Annotated in this window: 17 protein-coding genes; 16 read left to right on the forward strand and 1 reads right to left on the reverse strand. The window is 44.3% G+C overall.

The features are described from left to right. Positions 1-76 precede the first annotated feature (76 nt). The 15 genes from AB4Z45_RS21235 to pduL all read left to right on the forward strand — a co-directional run bounded on the left by AB4Z45_RS21235 (position 77) and on the right by pduL (position 14,700). Positions 77-328, forward strand: a complete 252-nt coding sequence (locus tag AB4Z45_RS21235; protein ID WP_076269203.1) for a DUF3243 domain-containing protein — start codon at positions 77-79, stop codon at positions 326-328. Positions 329-517: 189 nt separating this feature from the next. Continuing rightward, positions 518-1,285, forward strand: a complete 768-nt coding sequence (locus AB4Z45_RS21240) for a DUF3388 domain-containing protein (protein ID WP_076269204.1) — start codon at positions 518-520, stop codon at positions 1,283-1,285. Positions 1,286-1,303: 18 nt separating this feature from the next. Beyond that, the gene (locus AB4Z45_RS21245; RefSeq protein WP_441911360.1) at positions 1,304-2,254 is read left to right on the forward strand and encodes a RodZ domain-containing protein; all 951 of its coding nucleotides are present in this window, start codon (positions 1,304-1,306) and stop codon (positions 2,252-2,254) included. A 28-nt stretch (positions 2,255-2,282) separates the two neighbouring features. Beyond that, positions 2,283-2,777, forward strand: a complete 495-nt coding sequence (locus AB4Z45_RS21250) for a YajQ family cyclic di-GMP-binding protein (protein WP_076269206.1) — start codon at positions 2,283-2,285, stop codon at positions 2,775-2,777. Between the two features lie 391 nt (positions 2,778-3,168). After that, complete coding sequence (gene pgsA, locus AB4Z45_RS21255; RefSeq protein ID WP_138751526.1) at positions 3,169-3,744, forward strand: CDP-diacylglycerol--glycerol-3-phosphate 3-phosphatidyltransferase; 576 nt, start codon at positions 3,169-3,171, stop codon at positions 3,742-3,744. A 102-nt stretch (positions 3,745-3,846) separates the two neighbouring features. Next, positions 3,847-5,097, forward strand: a complete 1,251-nt coding sequence (locus tag AB4Z45_RS21260; RefSeq protein WP_441911362.1) for a competence/damage-inducible protein A — start codon at positions 3,847-3,849, stop codon at positions 5,095-5,097. 258 nt (positions 5,098-5,355) lie between these two features. After that, complete coding sequence (gene recA / locus AB4Z45_RS21265; protein ID WP_054028920.1) at positions 5,356-6,405, forward strand: recombinase RecA; 1,050 nt, start codon at positions 5,356-5,358, stop codon at positions 6,403-6,405. A 79-nt stretch (positions 6,406-6,484) separates the two neighbouring features. Then, entirely contained in the window at positions 6,485-7,189 is a 705-nt protein-coding gene (locus AB4Z45_RS21270) for a regulatory protein RecX (RefSeq protein WP_441911364.1), read from the forward strand. Between the two features lie 181 nt (positions 7,190-7,370). Continuing rightward, a complete protein-coding gene (gene rny / locus AB4Z45_RS21275; protein ID WP_076269209.1) occupies positions 7,371-8,915 on the forward strand; it encodes a ribonuclease Y in 1,545 nt (514 codons plus the stop codon). Positions 8,916-9,004: 89 nt separating this feature from the next. Continuing rightward, positions 9,005-9,799, forward strand: coding sequence for a TIGR00282 family metallophosphoesterase (locus AB4Z45_RS21280; RefSeq protein WP_339208984.1), 795 nt, complete (start codon positions 9,005-9,007; stop codon positions 9,797-9,799). Between the two features lie 137 nt (positions 9,800-9,936). Beyond that, positions 9,937-10,197 carry a stage V sporulation protein S gene (locus AB4Z45_RS21285; protein WP_006036664.1) on the forward strand — a complete coding sequence of 87 codons (261 nt, stop codon included), beginning with the start codon at positions 9,937-9,939 and terminating at the stop codon, positions 10,195-10,197. A 112-nt stretch (positions 10,198-10,309) separates the two neighbouring features. Further along, on the forward strand, positions 10,310-11,251 hold the full coding sequence (locus tag AB4Z45_RS21290; protein WP_441911366.1) for a dipeptidase: 942 nt from the start codon (positions 10,310-10,312) through the stop codon (positions 11,249-11,251). 182 nt (positions 11,252-11,433) lie between these two features. Continuing rightward, entirely contained in the window at positions 11,434-13,191 is a 1,758-nt protein-coding gene (locus tag AB4Z45_RS21295) for a 2-oxoacid:acceptor oxidoreductase subunit alpha (protein ID WP_339208989.1), read from the forward strand. Then, positions 13,169-14,035: a 2-oxoacid:ferredoxin oxidoreductase subunit beta gene (locus AB4Z45_RS21300; protein ID WP_076269213.1), complete on the forward strand. Its 867-nt coding sequence runs from the start codon at positions 13,169-13,171 to the stop codon at positions 14,033-14,035. The genes AB4Z45_RS21295 and AB4Z45_RS21300 overlap by 23 nt, the downstream gene beginning before the upstream one ends. 89 nt (positions 14,036-14,124) lie before the next feature. After that, entirely contained in the window at positions 14,125-14,700 is a 576-nt protein-coding gene (pduL, locus tag AB4Z45_RS21305; protein ID WP_372239009.1) for a phosphate propanoyltransferase, read from the forward strand. A 71-nt stretch (positions 14,701-14,771) separates the two neighbouring features. On the opposite strand, the gene AB4Z45_RS21310 is transcribed toward pduL, so the two are convergent. After that, on the reverse strand, positions 14,772-16,265 hold the full coding sequence (locus tag AB4Z45_RS21310; protein WP_441911367.1) for a DHA2 family efflux MFS transporter permease subunit: 1,494 nt from the start codon (positions 16,263-16,265) through the stop codon (positions 14,772-14,774). A 185-nt stretch (positions 16,266-16,450) separates the two neighbouring features. On the opposite strand from AB4Z45_RS21310, the gene AB4Z45_RS21315 reads away from it, so the two are divergent. Next, the gene (locus AB4Z45_RS21315; protein WP_441911369.1) at positions 16,451-17,059 is read left to right on the forward strand and encodes a TetR/AcrR family transcriptional regulator; all 609 of its coding nucleotides are present in this window, start codon (positions 16,451-16,453) and stop codon (positions 17,057-17,059) included. The last annotated feature ends 166 nt before the right edge of the window (positions 17,060-17,225 follow it).

Here is a 17,225-nt window from a genome sequence, read left to right on the forward strand (position 1 = left end):
TGCATAATTAGAACAGTGTTTACGCATCATATGACTGTTGATGATTTTTTTCTATACCCTTAGGAGGCGAAGAAACATGTCAACCGTACTTTCTAATTTTGCAACATGGAAGCAATTTTTGGCAGAGCGCGTATCGCAAGCCAAAAAAATCGGCATGACGGAAGAAACGATTTCAAGCTTAGCTTACGAAATCGGTACTTTTCTCGACGAGAAGGTCGATCCGAAAAATGAGGAAGAACGCGTATTGAAGCAGCTATGGGACGCCGGCGATGAAGCAGAACGCAAAACACTTGCATGCTTAATGGTCAAGCTCGTTCAGGAGTCTTAGCAGCAATCGTACGAAATCGTCATCTTCCTTAACAAAAGCAGAAGCAGAAGAGCCTCCTCTAGGAGGCTTTTCTGCAATGTTTCTTTTTGGGTTGCAGGATTGTGACGAAACTTGTAGAATTATGTTTCATGATGTATGTAATCTTCTTTTACATACTTCTACAAGAACAGGTTTAGGACGGTGAACGCATTGGAATCGAAACAATGGTACATGGAATACAAAATACATAAAAACCGCCCGGGATTACTTGGAGATATCGCCTCATTGCTCGGTATGCTTGAGGTTAATATTATGACAATTAACGGTGTGGAAGATAGAACAAGAGGCATGCTGCTTCAAACTGACGATGATGAGAAGATTGAATTGCTTGGCAAAATGCTGCAAAAAGTAGATAATATTACTGTTAACAAACTGAGAACGCCTACAATTGTAGATATTTTGGCAGTGCGCCATGGACGCTACATTGAGCGTGATTCTGATGATCGCAAGACGTTTCGTTTTACACGCGATGAGCTGGGCATTTTGGTCGATTTTTTGGGTGAAGTGTTTAAACGAGACGGCAATCAGGTTATAGGAGTAAGAGGGATGCCGCGAGTTGGGAAGACGGAATCCATTATTGCAGGAAGCGTATGCTCGAACAAACGATGGTCCTTTGTGTCCTCCACCTTATTGCGCCAGACGGTTAGAAGCCAGATGTCAGAGGATGAAATGCAGCCGAATACGATTTTTATCATTGATGGCATCGTCAGTACGATTCGTTCAAATGAAAAGCATTACAGCTTGCTTCAGGAAATTATGGCTATGCCATCAACTAAAGTAATTGAGCATCCGGACATATTTATTAAGGAATCCAATTACGATTACAGCCATTTTGATATTATTGTTGAATTACGGAACAACCCAGATGAAGAAATTTCTTATGAGTCCTTTACAACTAACTATACAGACGATTTCTAATCGGAAGGAGGCCGTCTCATGTCTGACTTAGGAGAATTGCTTCGCAAGGCGAGAGAGCAACGTGGATTAACGCTTGACGATATTCAAGAAACGACAAAAATTAGAAAACGGTATTTGGAAGCGATTGAAAGTGGAGACCACACGGTTTTGCCTGGTCCTTTTTATGTACGAGCATTTGTGAAAAATTACTCAGAAGCTGTTGGGCTTGATCCGGACGAAGTGCTTCGTTTGTATCAGCATGAGGTGCCTGCAGCGCCGGTAGAACAAATATCTGAGCCAATTGTATCAAGATCACCAAGACGTGTGCAGTCCCAGTCTTCAGAAAGACTAGGGAAAATCGGCTTCAATGTGATGATGTGGTCGTTTCTTATTTTAATTGTTGTCGTCATCTGGGTGTATGTTATTAATAATGACACAGGTGGTGCCAAACAAACCGACAACAATACCAATATCACGGAAGTTTCAAAACCTCCAGCTACGAACGAGGGAGGAACCGCGGGTGGAAACGAAAACACGCCAACCAACAATCCAGCTCCGCCAACACCAACACAAGCACCAACGACGGTTACTTTCGGAAGTAAAGTAGGCAAAGCGGATCAATATGATATCGGTCCTGTTGGCGTTGCTCATAAGGTTGAAGTTAAAGTGAGCGGCGGCAGAAGCTGGTTAGAGGTACGTTCAGACAGCAATCAAGGCGAGAAGCTTTATTCTGCAAATGCTGAGGACGGCAGTGTAGAATCATTTGAACTTACGGGTCCGCTTTATATCAATGTTGGTAGAGCAGATTTGACGGAAATTAAGGTTGATGGCGTTATTGTTCCTGACGGGGACAGAGCGGGCTCGAAGAAGCTGCTGCTTAAACCTCTAATTGACGAAAACGCTGCAACAGGTGGAAATTCTGAAACTGGAACTGAATCTGGCGCTAACACAGATACAGGTACGGGAACGAATCAAACGAAAACGGAATAATGATTACCGTAACAAAGGAGAGATTGAATTGGCATCAGAAAATGCATTTGATATTGTATCCAAGGTGGATATGCAAGAATTAGCCAATGCGATTAAGCAGGCGGAGCGGGAAATTGAAACACGCTTTGATTTTAAAGGCAGCAAGAGCTCCATTGCACTTGAGAAGGAAGACCTTGTTGTTGCTTCAGAGGATGAATATAAGCTTAAGAGCGTGCTGGACATTTTATTATCCAAAATGGTAAAACGCGGAGTTCCAATTAAAAATATGGACTACGGAAAAATTGAAGGTGCTTCCGGCAATACGGTTCGTCAGCGCATTAAGCTAAGACAGGGTATTGAGCAGGATGTCTCAAAAAAAATTAATATTCTTATCCGCGATTCAAAGCTGAAGGTAAAAAGCTTGATTCAAGGCGACCAGTTGCGAGTTTCCGGTAAAAGCTTAGATGATTTGCAAGCTGTTATGAAGCTGCTTAGGGAAGCAGATTTGCCTGTAGAGCTTCAATTTACTAATTATCGTTCCTAACAAGCAAAAACTACTTCAGTTTCCTCTGGATGCTGAAGCAGCTTTGACGAAGAAATATAAGATGAGTAGGTGCAAAATATATACTTTCTTATATTTAAAAAGGCTTCGTTTCATCGGTTTCCGAGAAACGGGGCTTTTCGTTTTGGTAAAGCCAAAGATGAAAAATGAGGCTTTAGCCGCTTTTGACACGTGTAATGGCATGTATTATACTTATTTAGACAGCTTTACAGTTGGATCTGGGGGATACATAGATGAGAGAAAAAACACATGCGGTCACTCAAAGCTGCTTTACAAATGAGTTGCAGCTGGGACGAAAATCTGATTTTTTTTACAAACAAAGGGTTCGCGTAACGCACACCTATGAGTTAGATCGATCTGAGGAGGGAATTGCGTGAATCTGGCGAACCGCATTACACTAGCCAGAATATTTTTGGTGCCGGTTATTATGTTTTTTCTGCTTATTAAAGTGGATTTGGGGTCGTTCACGATTTCTGACTTCTCCATTACATACAATCAAATTGCAGCGGCACTCATTTTTATTGTGGCAGCAAGCACAGACGGTCTAGATGGTTATATTGCAAGGAAAAACAAAATTGTAACTAACCTCGGCAAGCTGCTTGACCCTTTGGCGGATAAGCTTCTCGTGGCGGCAGTTCTCATTTCACTTGTTGAAATGGATAAACTTAATGCGCTGATTGCAATTGTTATTATCAGTAGAGAGTTTGCTGTTACAGGACTTCGTCAAATCGCACTTTTAGAGGGTTCTGTTATGGCTGCCAGCACTTGGGGAAAATGGAAGACGGCGATTCAAATTACGATGATTATCGCTCTCCTTATTAATAATTTCCCATTCAATTTTATTGATTTTCCATTCGATGTTATCGCAAGCTGGGTTGCAGCTGCTATTACGGTTTACTCAGGCATTGATTATTTCTTGAAAAACAAACATCTGATTCCGGTAGAATAATGGTAAAGCATCTTTCCGTCAAAAAGGGGAGATGCTTTTGCTTATATGCCTGTATTTGCCTGTATTTACTCATACATTTGAATATGAAGGAGAACTTGAATCATGAAAGCAGAAATTATTGCAGTCGGGACAGAGCTGCTGCTCGGGCAAATTGTTAATACGAATGCCCAATACTTATCGCAGAAGCTTGCAGAGTTGGGTGTAGACGTCTATTTTCAAACTGTAGTTGGGGATAATTCTGCTCGCCTGAGGCAAGCCATTGAGATCGGCAGAAGCCGAGCGGATTTGCTTGTTTTTACTGGCGGACTCGGACCAACACAAGATGATCTTACAAAAGATGTATTAGCTGATTATTTGAACCGTGAGCTGAGCATTCATGAGCCGTCTATGTCAGCAATTGAGCAGATGTTCAGCTCGCGCGGCATTCATATGGTGGAGAGCAATCGTCGTCAAGCTTTGATGATCGATGGCGGGGTTCCGTTGGAAAATACAACAGGCTTAGCCGTTGGCAACGGTTTGTCTGTTGATGGAACACTTTATTTGCTGCTGCCGGGACCGCCGCGTGAAATGAAGCCGATGATGGAAGGCGCCGGTGAACGGTGGCTGCGTTCGATGTTGGGAGAGGCCAATCCGCTTTATTCTCGCATTTTAAAGTTTGCGGGGATAGGTGAATCCAACCTCGAAGCTAAGCTTCTGGATCTAATTGATGGGCAGCTTGATCCTACGATCGCGCCATATGCAAAGGAAGGCGAGGTTTCGATACGCGTATCGACCAAAGCGAGCTCTTCCATTGAGGCTGATCTGAAAATCGATAAAAGTGTGCAGCAGATTAAGGATCGGGTAGGCGAGTATTTGTATGCAGAGCAGGATATCCCTCTGGAGGAGGAGGTTATACACCTGCTGAGAGCCTCAAGACGCAAGCTGGCGAGCGCGGAAAGCATTAGTGGGGGTTTGCTTGCCGAGCTAATTACAAACGTTCCTGGAAGCAGTGGAGAGTACGTAGGAGGGGTTGTCACCTACACCAATATAATGAAGCATCATTTGCTCAGCATTCCGATGACTCAACTTGAAGGCGAAGGGGCTCCTGGAGCGATTAGCGATTCGACTGCCGCTTTAATGGCAGAGCGGGTTCGAGAACTCTCCGATGCTGATTTTGGCGTTTCTTTGACAGGAGTTGCTGGTCCAGCACAATCAGAAGGCAAGCCAGTGGGGCTTGTCTATGTAGGAATTGCCGAGCGCGGCAAACCGACCGCTGTTCATACGCTGAATTTGAGCGGCGGCAGAGGCATGATTAGAATGCGAGCAGTAAAGTCTGCTTTGTATCGTTTGTGGCTTGCGCTGCAAGCACGGTAATTTTGCTGATTAGGAATGGCAGATGGATGTTTGGCAAATGGATGATTGCCATAAATAATGTTTGTCAATTGACGGTTTGACCGTTATAATAAAGCTTAGTTATCGGAAGAACCGTAGCGAAGATTACCTTTGCTGCGGTTTTTTTATGTCCATTTAAGGGGGCGAAGCGAAAAGGCGAATGTATGTTCGAAAAAATGCTTGTCAACCTGCCGGAAAAAAGGTATCATAAAATTATAAATAAAGAAGGATGTGAGTTTCTTGTCGGATCGTCGCGCTGCACTAGAAATGGCTTTGCGTCAAATTGAGAAACAATTTGGTAAAGGCTCCATCATGAAATTGGGAGAATCCACACACATGCAAGTTGAGACCGTGCCTAGCGGTTCGCTTGCTCTAGATATTGCTTTGGGAATAGGCGGATTACCGCGTGGACGGGTTATCGAAATATATGGGCCGGAATCTTCTGGTAAAACGACAGTAGCGCTTCACGCGATTGCTGAGGTTCAAAAAATTGGCGGACAAGCTGCCTTTATCGATGCCGAGCACGCGCTTGACCCGCTTTATGCAAGCAAGCTTGGTGTAAATATTGATGAGCTATTGCTTTCGCAGCCTGATACAGGCGAACAAGCTTTGGAAATTGCCGAAGCTCTTGTAAGAAGCGGCGCGGTAGATATTATCGTTATTGACTCTGTTGCGGCACTTGTACCGAAAGCTGAAATCGAAGGCGACATGGGTGATTCTCACGTAGGTCTTCAAGCTCGTCTGATGTCTCAGGCTTTGAGAAAGCTATCGGGAGCAATTAGCAAATCGAAAACAATTGCGATCTTTATTAACCAATTGCGTGAGAAAGTCGGCGTTATGTTCGGTAACCCCGAGACAACACCAGGCGGACGCGCATTGAAATTCTACTCAAGCGTACGTCTTGACGTACGTCGTATTGAGACGCTGAAGCAAGGCAATGACATGATAGGTAACCGTACTCGTATTAAGGTTGTTAAGAACAAGGTTGCTCCACCGTTTAAGCAAGCTGAGGTGGACATCATGTACGGCGAAGGTATTTCCAGAGAAGGTACGCTTGTTGATATCGGTGTTGAGATGGATATCGTTCAGAAGAGCGGAGCATGGTTCTCTTACAATGGCGAGCGTCTGGGCCAAGGTCGTGAGAATGCGAAGCAATATTTGAAAGATCATAAGGATGTTGCCGAAGTTATTGAAAAGCAAATTCGCGATGCGAGCAACTTGTCTGCAGCAGCAACTCAGGCTAATTTCAAACCTGACGAAGACGATGAAGAGTTCGAAGATCTAGAATAAATTGTCCGGCAATTATACGTGTTGATGCTTCGCCGTCCTGTTAGGGACGGCGAAGCTGTGTTTAGAGAGGATGTACCGTATGACCCAAAGCCATTCAAGAATCGAAGAAGAATGGATGATATTATCCGTTAAGCAAGACAAAAAAGAACGGAAGTTATACCATCTTTTTGCCGAGTCAGAGAAAGCTATTCTGTCCGTGCATGAAGATATATTGATTCGTTATCGATTGACCAAGGGACAAGTTGTAACCGAAGCTCAAGCCGATGAAATACGAATGGAAGATGAGCGTTATCGGGGATATATAATGGCTATCGCATATTTGGGTGCAAGACCGCGAACGAGAAAGCAGATTGAGCAATATTTGAATCGCAAGTTTTTTGAAGCTGACAATATTCAGTATGCCCTTGACCGTTTAGAAAGAGAGCATATTGTGGATGATGAACAATATGCACGCCAATTTGCGACCAGCCGACTTAAGAATCGCTTAAAGGGTCGACGGTTCATTCAGCAAGAGCTGCAGCAGCGAGGCGTGTCGAAAGAAGCCGCAGCAGAAGCAATCGGTTCACTGGACCAGAAAGTGGAATTAGCATCTGCTAAGAAGGCTGCGGAGAAGAAATGGCGATCTTTAAAAGGCGAACCATTTGAGAAAAAACGTAAGCTTATGGGGTATTTAATGCGCAGCGGCTTTCCGGGAGATATCGTGAAAGACGTGATAAAGTCGATCGATCTGGATGGGGAAGAAGACTCATTCGAGGAAGATGATGGGCTTTTGCTTGACAATTGATTTTACGAAAAGATAAAATGAGGTTGTATTCCTTCATTATTGAATCAATTTTCCTTCCAAAAGTTGATTCAATACGATTATTTTCGTCAAATTAGTAAATGTTTAAACGGTTTGAAGCCGGTTGAAAACCTAATATCATCCCAAGCAGTGCCTTGGTGTATGCAACAAGGAGGTGAACAAGATGCCTAATGAGATCATTTGGATCTTGATCTGTCTCTTTGTTGGCGCAATATTCTTTGGGATTGGTTATTTTATTCGAAAGTCGATTGCCGAGGCCAAAATTTCAAGTGCTGAGCAAGCTGCTATTGTAATCGTAGAAAATGCGAAAAAAGAAGCGGAAGCTCAGAAGAAAGAAACTGTGCTAGAGGCAAAAGATGAAGTCCACAAACTTCGTTCCGAAGCCGAGAGAGACATTCGTGAACGTCGCAACGAGGCTCAACGTCAGGAAAGACGTTTGCTCCAAAAAGAGGAGTCGCTGGATAAAAAGTTAGAAGCGCTAGAACGCAAAGAAGAAACTGTAGCCAACAAAGAAAAACGGATCGAAGAAACGCAAGAGCAGATCGACTCCATTTACAAGCAACAGTTAAGTGAATTGGAACGTATATCGAGTCTGACAACGGAAGATGCGAAATCGATCATTTTATCCAATGTTGAACAGGAAGTACGACATGAGACAGCACAGATGATTAAAGAGATCGAGCAGCAAGCGAAAGAAGAGGCCGATAAGAAAGCCCGTGATATTATATCACTAGCTATTCAGCGCTGTGCGGCAGATCATGTGGCTGAGACGACGGTTTCCGTCGTAACCTTGCCTAATGAAGAAATGAAAGGCCGTATTATTGGGCGTGAAGGCCGTAATATCCGTGCTTTGGAAACATTGACTGGTATCGATCTTATTATCGACGATACACCGGAAGCGGTCATTTTATCTGGTTTCGACCCGATAAGACGCGAAATTGCCCGCACTTCTTTGGAAAAGCTTGTGGCTGACGGTCGTATCCATCCTGCCCGCATTGAAGAAATGGTTGAAAAATCTCGTAAAGAAGTGGATGAGCGTATCCGTGAATACGGTGAGCAAGCTACTTTCGAGGTTGGCGTTCATAGCTTGCATCCGGATTTAATCAAGATTTTAGGTCGATTGAAATATCGGACAAGTTATGGTCAAAACGTGCTGAAGCACTCAATGGAGGTCGCTTACTTGACTGGATTGATGGCAGCAGAGCTTGGTCAAGATGTTACGCTCGCAAGGCGTGCAGGCTTGCTGCATGATATCGGTAAAGCGCTTGACCACGAAGTTGAAGGATCACACGTTGAGATCGGCGTTGAGCTCGCTAAGAAATACAAGGAGCATCCTGTCGTAATTAACAGTATTGCCTCCCATCACGGTGATACGGAAGCCACTTCCGTTATCGCGATGCTCGTAGGAGCAGCAGATGCATTGTCCGCTGCACGCCCTGGAGCTCGTCGTGAAACCCTTGAAACGTATATCAAACGTCTGGAGAAGCTTGAAGACATTTCCGAATCGTTTGAAGGCGTTGAAAAATCATACGCGATCCAAGCTGGCCGCGAAGTGCGCGTCATGGTGCAGCCAGAGAAAATCGATGATACAGAAGCATTCCGACTCGCTCGTGATATTACGAAGAAAATCGAGAGCGAACTTGATTATCCGGGACATATTAAAGTTACGGTTATTCGTGAGACACGCGCGGTTGAATATGCAAAGTAAGTAAACAAAAAAATATAAGCTTTTCAGAAAAGTGGCTGCTAGTTAGCCACTTTTCTGTTTGCAGGCGTACAAAAAAGGAAGTGTAATGAATGAACGTATTATTTATCGGCGATATCGTAGGCAATGTAGGAAGAAGCGCGTTAAAGCGAGTACTGCCAGCACTTAAAAGTAAATATAACCCTCATATTATAATTGCGAATGGCGAGAATGCCGCTGCTGGTCGTGGGATTACAGCAACCATTGCTAAAGAATTTTTCGAATGGGGTATCCATGGCATAACGATGGGCAACCATACGTGGGATAATAAAGATATTTTTGAATGGATCGACGACGAGCCGCGCTTGGTTCGCCCAGCAAATTATGCAGAAGGCGCTCCTGGACAAGGCATGGCTTTTATTAAGGCTGGCGGCAAGCAGCTTGCTATTATTAACTTGCAAGGCCGCACCTTTTTACCGCCAATCGATTGTCCATTCCGCAAAGCAGACGAATTGATCGAAGAGGCAAAAGAGCAAACGAACAATATTCTTGTTGATTTTCATGCGGAAGCAACCTCGGAGAAAATCGCGATGGGATGGCATCTCGATGGCAGAGCTTCTATCGTGCTTGGCACGCATACGCATGTACAAACGAATGATGATACGATCCTTCCTGGGGGCACGGCTTACATAACAGATGTTGGCATGGTTGGCCCTAAAGAAGGTGTGCTTGGCATGGAGCGAAACGCTGTATTGCATAAATTTATTACGCAGTTGCCGGTTCGCTTTGTAGTGGATGAAGGCAAGTGGCATTTGCATGCGATCTCTGTTCAAATCGATGATGCGACGGGGCAGGCCCGGAAAATTGAGAAGATTCGTCTTACGGAAGATGAATGGCTTCTGATGTAATGCTATGATCCTATCGAAAGTTCTGACAATTCAGAACAGTTTGTTAATATGCGGAATAAAAGCAGGAATTTTTTAAACTCCCTCGAATACTATTTAAAAGTGGAATCCATCCAACAGTCCAAGGGGAGGTTCTTTTTATGGATGTATTAAAAGTTTCAGCAAAGTCCAATCCAAATTCCGTTGCAGGTGCGCTAGCTGGCGTTCTTCGTGAACGTGGTGGTGCGGAGCTGCAAGCCATTGGTGCTGGTGCGTTAAATCAAGCGATCAAAGCAGTTGCGATTGCTCGTGGATTTGTCGCTCCCAGCGGGGTGGATTTAATTTGCATACCGGCTTTTACTGACATTGTTATTGATGGGGAGGATCGAACAGCAATCAAATTGATTGTTGAACCTCGGTAGCAAGTCCAAGCGGCGTTAAGATGTAAGCCAATTGGATTAAAAAACAATCGTTCGCCTGTTTACGTCGTAGACAGGTTTTTTTGCTGCAAATTATAAACGGTGAGGTGCGTCTATGAAAGTGGTAGATTTCCATTGCGATGTGCTATGCAAACTGTTGATTGATGAAAATTTAAATTTTCAAGGCAATAAGCCCGGCAAATTAGATGTTACATACGAGCGTTTAAAGGCTGCAGGAACGATCTTGCAAACTTTTGCTATCTATATTCCACAATCAATGAATGGTCGACTAGAGCCGATTTTGGAGAGTATAGATCGTTTCCACCAGATGGTATTAAGCTGCGAGGACATGGTGTGGGTAAGGACAACCCATGACTTGGATTCTTGTATTAAGGATGGAAAAATCGGAGCATTACTGTCGCTTGAAGGTGTTGATGGTCTTCAAGGACAAATGTCGCTGCTTCGCATCATGCATCAATTAGGCATACGTGCAGCTGGAATGACATGGAATCATGCGAATTGGGCTGCGGACGGAGCGATGGAGCAGCGTGGCGGGGGCTTGACCGCAAAAGGGAAATTGCTAGTAGAAGAATGCAATAATTTGGATATACTAATAGATGTATCACATTTATCTGAACGTGCGTTCTGGGATGTTGCTGAGCTTTCCAAGAGACCGATCCTAGCCTCTCATTCAAATGCAAGAGCAATTTGTGATCATCCGCGAAATTTGAGGGATGCCCAAATTGAAAAAATAATTGAGATGAATGGAGTAGTAGGGGTTACTTTTGTGCCTTGGTTTGTATCCAGCGCGGAAGTCGTTGTCATCGATGATTTATTGCGTCATATTGAGCATATTTGTGAGCTGGGCGGAGCATCGCATATTATGCTCGGCTCTGATTTTGACGGAATTGATAGTTATATGAAACAATTAACGCATCCTGGAGAACTCGTTAATCTTCAAGAGGCACTTCTTAAACGATATTCTGAGCAGCAAACAGAACAGTTTATGTCCGGCAATGCACTTCGTTTTCTTCGGGAAAATCTCCCTTTTAACTAAAGTGAATTCGATCTATTTGCGGTATGGGATTGATCGAAACAAACTATGCTTATATTAAGCGTTTACATCTTGATTTTTATAGATATGCGCTTTAAACTTGTTGTGACTGTTATGAATTATACTATATAATTACTTGATGAAATAGAATGTTGCACGTTTTAGACAAAGAGGAGTTGGGCATTTTGATTAGTCAATTGTCTTGGAAGATCGGGGGACAACAAGGTGAAGGCGTCGAAAGTACAGACCGGATTTTTTCCACGGCGCTAAACCGTTTAGGCTATTATTTATATGGATATCGTCATTTCTCCTCGCGGATCAAAGGCGGACATACGAATAACAAAATTCGTATAAGCACGAAGCCGATTCGTGCTATTTCGGATGATTTGGATATTTTGGTTGCTTTTGACCAAGAAAGCATTGATTTGAATGCAAAGGAATTGCGTCTAGGCGGCGTTATCGTTGCAGATGCAAAGTTTAACCCAACGATACCTGAAGGCATAGATGCTAGACTGTTTGCTGTTCCGATTACGAAGATGGCTGAGGAGCTAGGCACTTCATTAATGAAAAACATGGTTGCCTCCGGCGCTTCTTGGGCGCTTCTTGGTCTTCCGCTTGAAGTATTCAATAAAGCGGTTGAAGAAGAGTTTGGGCGCAAAGGCGCAGCTGTTGTAGAGAAAAATATCGAAGCGGTAAAAAGCGGCGCTGAGTTTGTGCTGGAGCAAGCGGGCGGACCGCTTGACGAATTTAAGCTAGATGAGGCGGACGGGCAGCAGAAGCTGTTCATGATCGGCAATGAAGCAATCGGTCTAGGTTCTTTGGCAGCTGGTTGCCGTTTGATGGCGGCTTACCCGATCACACCAGCTTCCGAGATTATGGAATATTTGATTAAAAAGCTTCCGAAATTCGGCGGAACAGTCGTGCAAACGGAGGATGAAATTGCAGCGGTAACGATGGCGATTGGTGCAAATTATGCTGGCGTTCGCACAATGACCGCTTCTGCGGGTCCTGGACTGTCGCTAATGATGGAGGCTATTGGTCTTGCAGGCATGACAGAAACACCGCTGGTCATCGTTAATACGCAGCGTGGCGGTCCTTCAACGGGTCTACCTACGAAGCAAGAGCAATCGGACTTGAACGCAATGGTTTATGGCACACATGGAGAGATTCCAAAAATCGTCATTGCTCCTGCATCGATTGAAGACTGCTTCTACGATACGATTGAATCGTTCAATTTGGCTGAGGAATATCAAGTACCGGTTATTCTGATGACCGATTTGCAGCTGTCGCTCGGCAAACAATCCTGTGATCAGCTTGATTACAGCAAAATTGAAATCAAACGCGGCAAACTAGTCGAGAATGTGCCTGCCCTTGAAGGCCACGACTTGTTTAAACGCTATGAGCTAACAGAAGATGGCATTTCCCCTCGTGTATTGCCTGGCGAGAAGGGCGGTCTGCATCATGTGACCGGCGTAGAGCATGATGAAACTGGACGTCCATCGGAGAATGCAATGAACCGTCAGCACATGATGGATAAGCGTTTGAATAAGCTGAATGATATGTACATTCGTGAAGCTATTCGTGTTGACGCGCCTCATGAAACGCCTGATTTGCTTATTATCGGTATGGGTTCTACTGGCGGCACGATTGATGAAGCTAGAAGCTTGCTAACTCTAGATGGCGTGAAAACGAACCATATCACGATTCGTCAAATTCATCCGTTCCCAACTAAACCTCTGCTTCCTTACTTGCAAAATGCGAAAAAAGTAATTGTCATCGAAAATAATGCAACCGGACAGCTGGCAGGACAAATTAAAATGCATGCTGGTTTTGCAGAAAAAATCGATAGCTTGCTTAAATACGACGGTAACCCATTTTTACCTTCCGACGTTCACAAAGCATGTAAGGAGTTGAGTTTAGATGGCAACGTTCAAAGAGTTTAGAAATAATGTAAAACCTAACTGGTGCCCGGGCTGCGGAGACTTTTCTATTCAAGCGGCGATTCAACGTGCAGCAGCTAACGTAGGACTAGAACCTGAGAACCTAGCGGTTATATCAGGTATTGGATGTTCAGGCCGGATCTCTGGCTACATTAACGCATATGGCTTCCATGGCATTCACGGCCGCGTGCTGCCTATCGCACAAGGTGTAAAGCTTGCTAATCGCGAGCTTACCGTAATCGCTTCAGGTGGAGACGGAGACGGCTTCGCTATTGGTATGGGGCACACGGTTCACGCGATCCGTCGCAACCTGAATGTGACTTATATCGTAATGGATAACCAAATTTATGGCTTAACCAAAGGTCAAACTTCACCGCGCAGCGCGGAAGGCTTCAAAACAAAATCGACGCCGGAAGGCTCGATTGAGTCGACGCTGTCACCGCTTGAGATTGCATTGTCTGCGGGTGCGACATTTATTGCTCAATCATTCTCGAGTGATTTGAAGCAGCTGACGAAATTGATCGAAGAGGGAATCAACCACGAAGGTTTCTCCTTGATTAATGTATTCAGCCCATGTGTTACCTTCAACAAAATCAATACGTACGACTGGTTTAAGGAAAATATCGTGAACTTGGAGCAATTCCCTGATTACGATCCAACAAACCGTGTGCAGGCGATGAACAAGATTATGGAAACAAACGGCATGCTCACAGGACTTATCTATCAGAATAAAACACGAAAAGCCTATGAAGATTTGATTACAGGCTTCAAGCCCGAGGCTCTAGCTAAGCAAAATATCAAAATCACCCCAGAAGAATTCGATAAGCTTGTTGCCGAATTTAAATAAGTGGTATGATAAGCATGCGGCCAAAAGGCCGTATGCTTTTTCTTTCAACTCTGTGGAAAACAACAAAATTAAATCAGGAGAGTGACAACATGATACATAGAGGAGTACCAATCGGAGTATCTGCAAGACATATTCATTTATCACAGGAGCATGTTGAAATATTGTTTGGGGCAGGTTATGCATTAACTGAAATGAAACCATTGTCTCAGCCAGGACAATACGCTGCGAATGAAACGGTAGCGGTTGTTGGTCCAAAAGGAACATTTGGAAAAGTAAGAATTCTCGGACCTGCACGGAAAGAGACGCAGCTCGAGGTATCGCGTACGGACGCATTTGCGTTAGGCGTTAACCCGCCAGTTCGGGAATCCGGTAATACAAAAGGCTCTGCAGGCATTAAGCTTCAAGGACCTGCTGGAGAGGTTACAATCGAAGAGGGCGTCATTGTAGCGGCTCGTCATATTCATTTCCACACAAGCGATGCTGAGCGGTTTGGTATTGCGGACAAGCAGTCGCTGCGGGTTCGTTTCGCCGGCGAGCGCGGTGTCGTATTTGAAAATGTTGTTGCACGTGTATCTGATCAATTCGCACTTGATATGCACATCGATACAGATGAAGCAAATGCAGCAGGCGTGAAAAACGGAGATATGGCTGAAATCATAGATTAATCAATAAAAAAACAGCTTCCCTGTCGTCAGAGACGATGAGGAAGCTGTTTTTTTTGTTTGGAATAATGGAATTAATGTCCCATCATCATGGATACTTCAGGTTTATTCTCAGCATTGGTGCCATCCTCTTGCTTCGGTCTGCGAAGCAGGAAGGCTGTGAGGGCGCCAACGATTGAAATGGATGCCAAGATGAAGAACGTATCCCCGTAAGAGGAGTACACTACATTTGGTCCTGGGTTAGTTGCACTGTAATGCTCTACTCTGCTAGCGAGAATCGTCGACAAGCCGGCGATTGCAAAGGAAGTCATAACCTGCTGCGCAGCTGCGGTCAGCGAGGTTACCCGGCTAACGAGCTCCTTAGGAGCGGATTGCATAATATGTGTGTTAAGCGGCATCATCGACAAGCCCATACCTGCACCGAGAAGAGCAATCGGAATCATAAGAGTGATAAGAGTCGTGTCCGCTGAAAGCTGGCTAAGGATGAAGCCTGCAATCGTAACAATGGATAAACCGGCAATGACGATTGGACGAGCTCCGAAGCGGTCAAACAGCTTGCCGCCTATCGGCATGAAAATACCTGCTGCTAAAGCTTGTGGAAGCAAAATAAGTCCAGTATCAAATGCGGAGTAACCTTTGGCGATTTGCAAGAAAATCGGAATTAAGAATAATGTTCCGAATAATGCGATTTGAACAATCCACTGCAAAATAATGCCGCGTGTAAAATTGCTTGATTTAAAGACGCGAAGCTCAAGCAAAGGTTCTTTGCGCTTCAGTTCTATAATGATGAAGAGGATAAGCGAAATACCGCCTACTATCATACCGATCAAAGCTTCAGGCGAGGTCCAGCCGCTGCCTGCGCCGCCTTCACCGCCGCCAGCAGAGCTTACGCCATAAGCAAGACTGGCAAAAGCAAGTGGGGCAAAAATCATACCTAAAAAGTCTAGGGAAGGAACATGTTTGCGTTCAATTTTTGGCAAGGTGCGAAGCCCTACGATAACGGCAATGACACCTATCGGAAGATTGATTATAAATATCCAATGCCAAGATACATAATCAACGAGCCAGCCTGCTACTACAGGGCCAAGAGCGGGAGCTAACAGCATTGGAATACCGATCATACCCATAACTGCTCCTTGTTTGCCAGGAGGGCTGAGTCTAAAGGTAAAGGCCATTGCGATTGGAGCAACCATACCGCCGCCAAGACCTTGAATGATACGGAATACGATAAGCTGTTCAGCGGTTGTTGCTAATGCACAAAGGCCGGAACCAATCGTAAACATAATGATTGAGAACAAAAAGACTTGTTTGGCGCCAAAACGATCTGACATCCATCCCGCAAGCGGAATAACAGCAGCCTGTGCTAGTGCATAACCCGTAATGGTCCACTGCACAAGTGACATCGAGCTTTTGAAGTCGGCCATTAAGCCTGGCATAGCGACATTCATTGCGGTGCCGTCCAAAATAACCATGAACATACCGACGATAATGGCAATCAGCGGTGCAATAATATTGCGCATGGACATCGGATCACCAGCAGGTGCTGCTTTTTTTGAAGCTGAAGCCATTTTATTTCCTCCTATCCAAATATGAGGGTCTATCCAACTATTGTTGACCTCTGTGTACCAGCAGGCTACAATAAAAGGTGACCGCTTCTATGAGCGGACAATTGTCCGCATTACTGAATAATAAAGACGAATGGGGCAATTGTCAATCGTAAGATTTGTAAACGCGGAAAAAGGAGATAGGAACGATGACTGCACCAGAAAACAGCAGAACGAAACAAGCGCTCAGCAAAGCGATTTTGCGTACGGCTAATCACTTGTTTACGGAGCATGGGGTAGAATCGGTCAGTATGCATCAAATCGCCAAATCAGTCGGTATTGGACAAGGCACCTTGTACCGGAGGTATTCAAACAAAGGTGATTTGTGTATGGATATGATGAAAGAGAATTTTGAAATTTTCATCAATGAGATCGACGCGTATTTGACAGAAGGGGCTATGCTGTCCGTACATGAGCGATTGAGCGGAGTTATGCGCAAAATTATAGCGTTTATCGATAAGGAATCAAAATGGCTTGGCGTGATGCAATCTTTTAATAAAATTGAACTTGAACATCCTAAAGGTGATTTTTTTCAATCACCGCCTTATCTTTATTTGCATACTGTCCTGCGCAGCTTGTTTGAGGAAGCAATGGAGAAAGAGCAAATTAAGCCTATTGATCCTTGTTATGCTGCTCATTCCTTTATATCCATTCAATCCCCGCATACGTTTAGGCAATTGCGGTACGTGATGGGCTACACTTGTGAAGAAATACAGGACCGGTTTTGCAAGACATTTATTGATCCTTTATTTCGTTAATTGATTAGTCATGTAATAGGGGCTGTCCCAAAAGCGTTAAGCTCACTGAAGGGATAGCTCGCTTTGAACAGAAATATTGCAAAATATGAAAAATAGCCGTACAGGGTGGTCTATTCCTGTACGGCTATTTTTTTCTTTTGGTCTATGGTTGCTTTCTTCATCAGAT

The organism is Paenibacillus sp. MCAF9, from assembly GCF_052114265.1.
In the GTDB taxonomy this organism is placed as follows: Bacteria; Bacillota; Bacilli; order Paenibacillales; family Paenibacillaceae; genus Pristimantibacillus.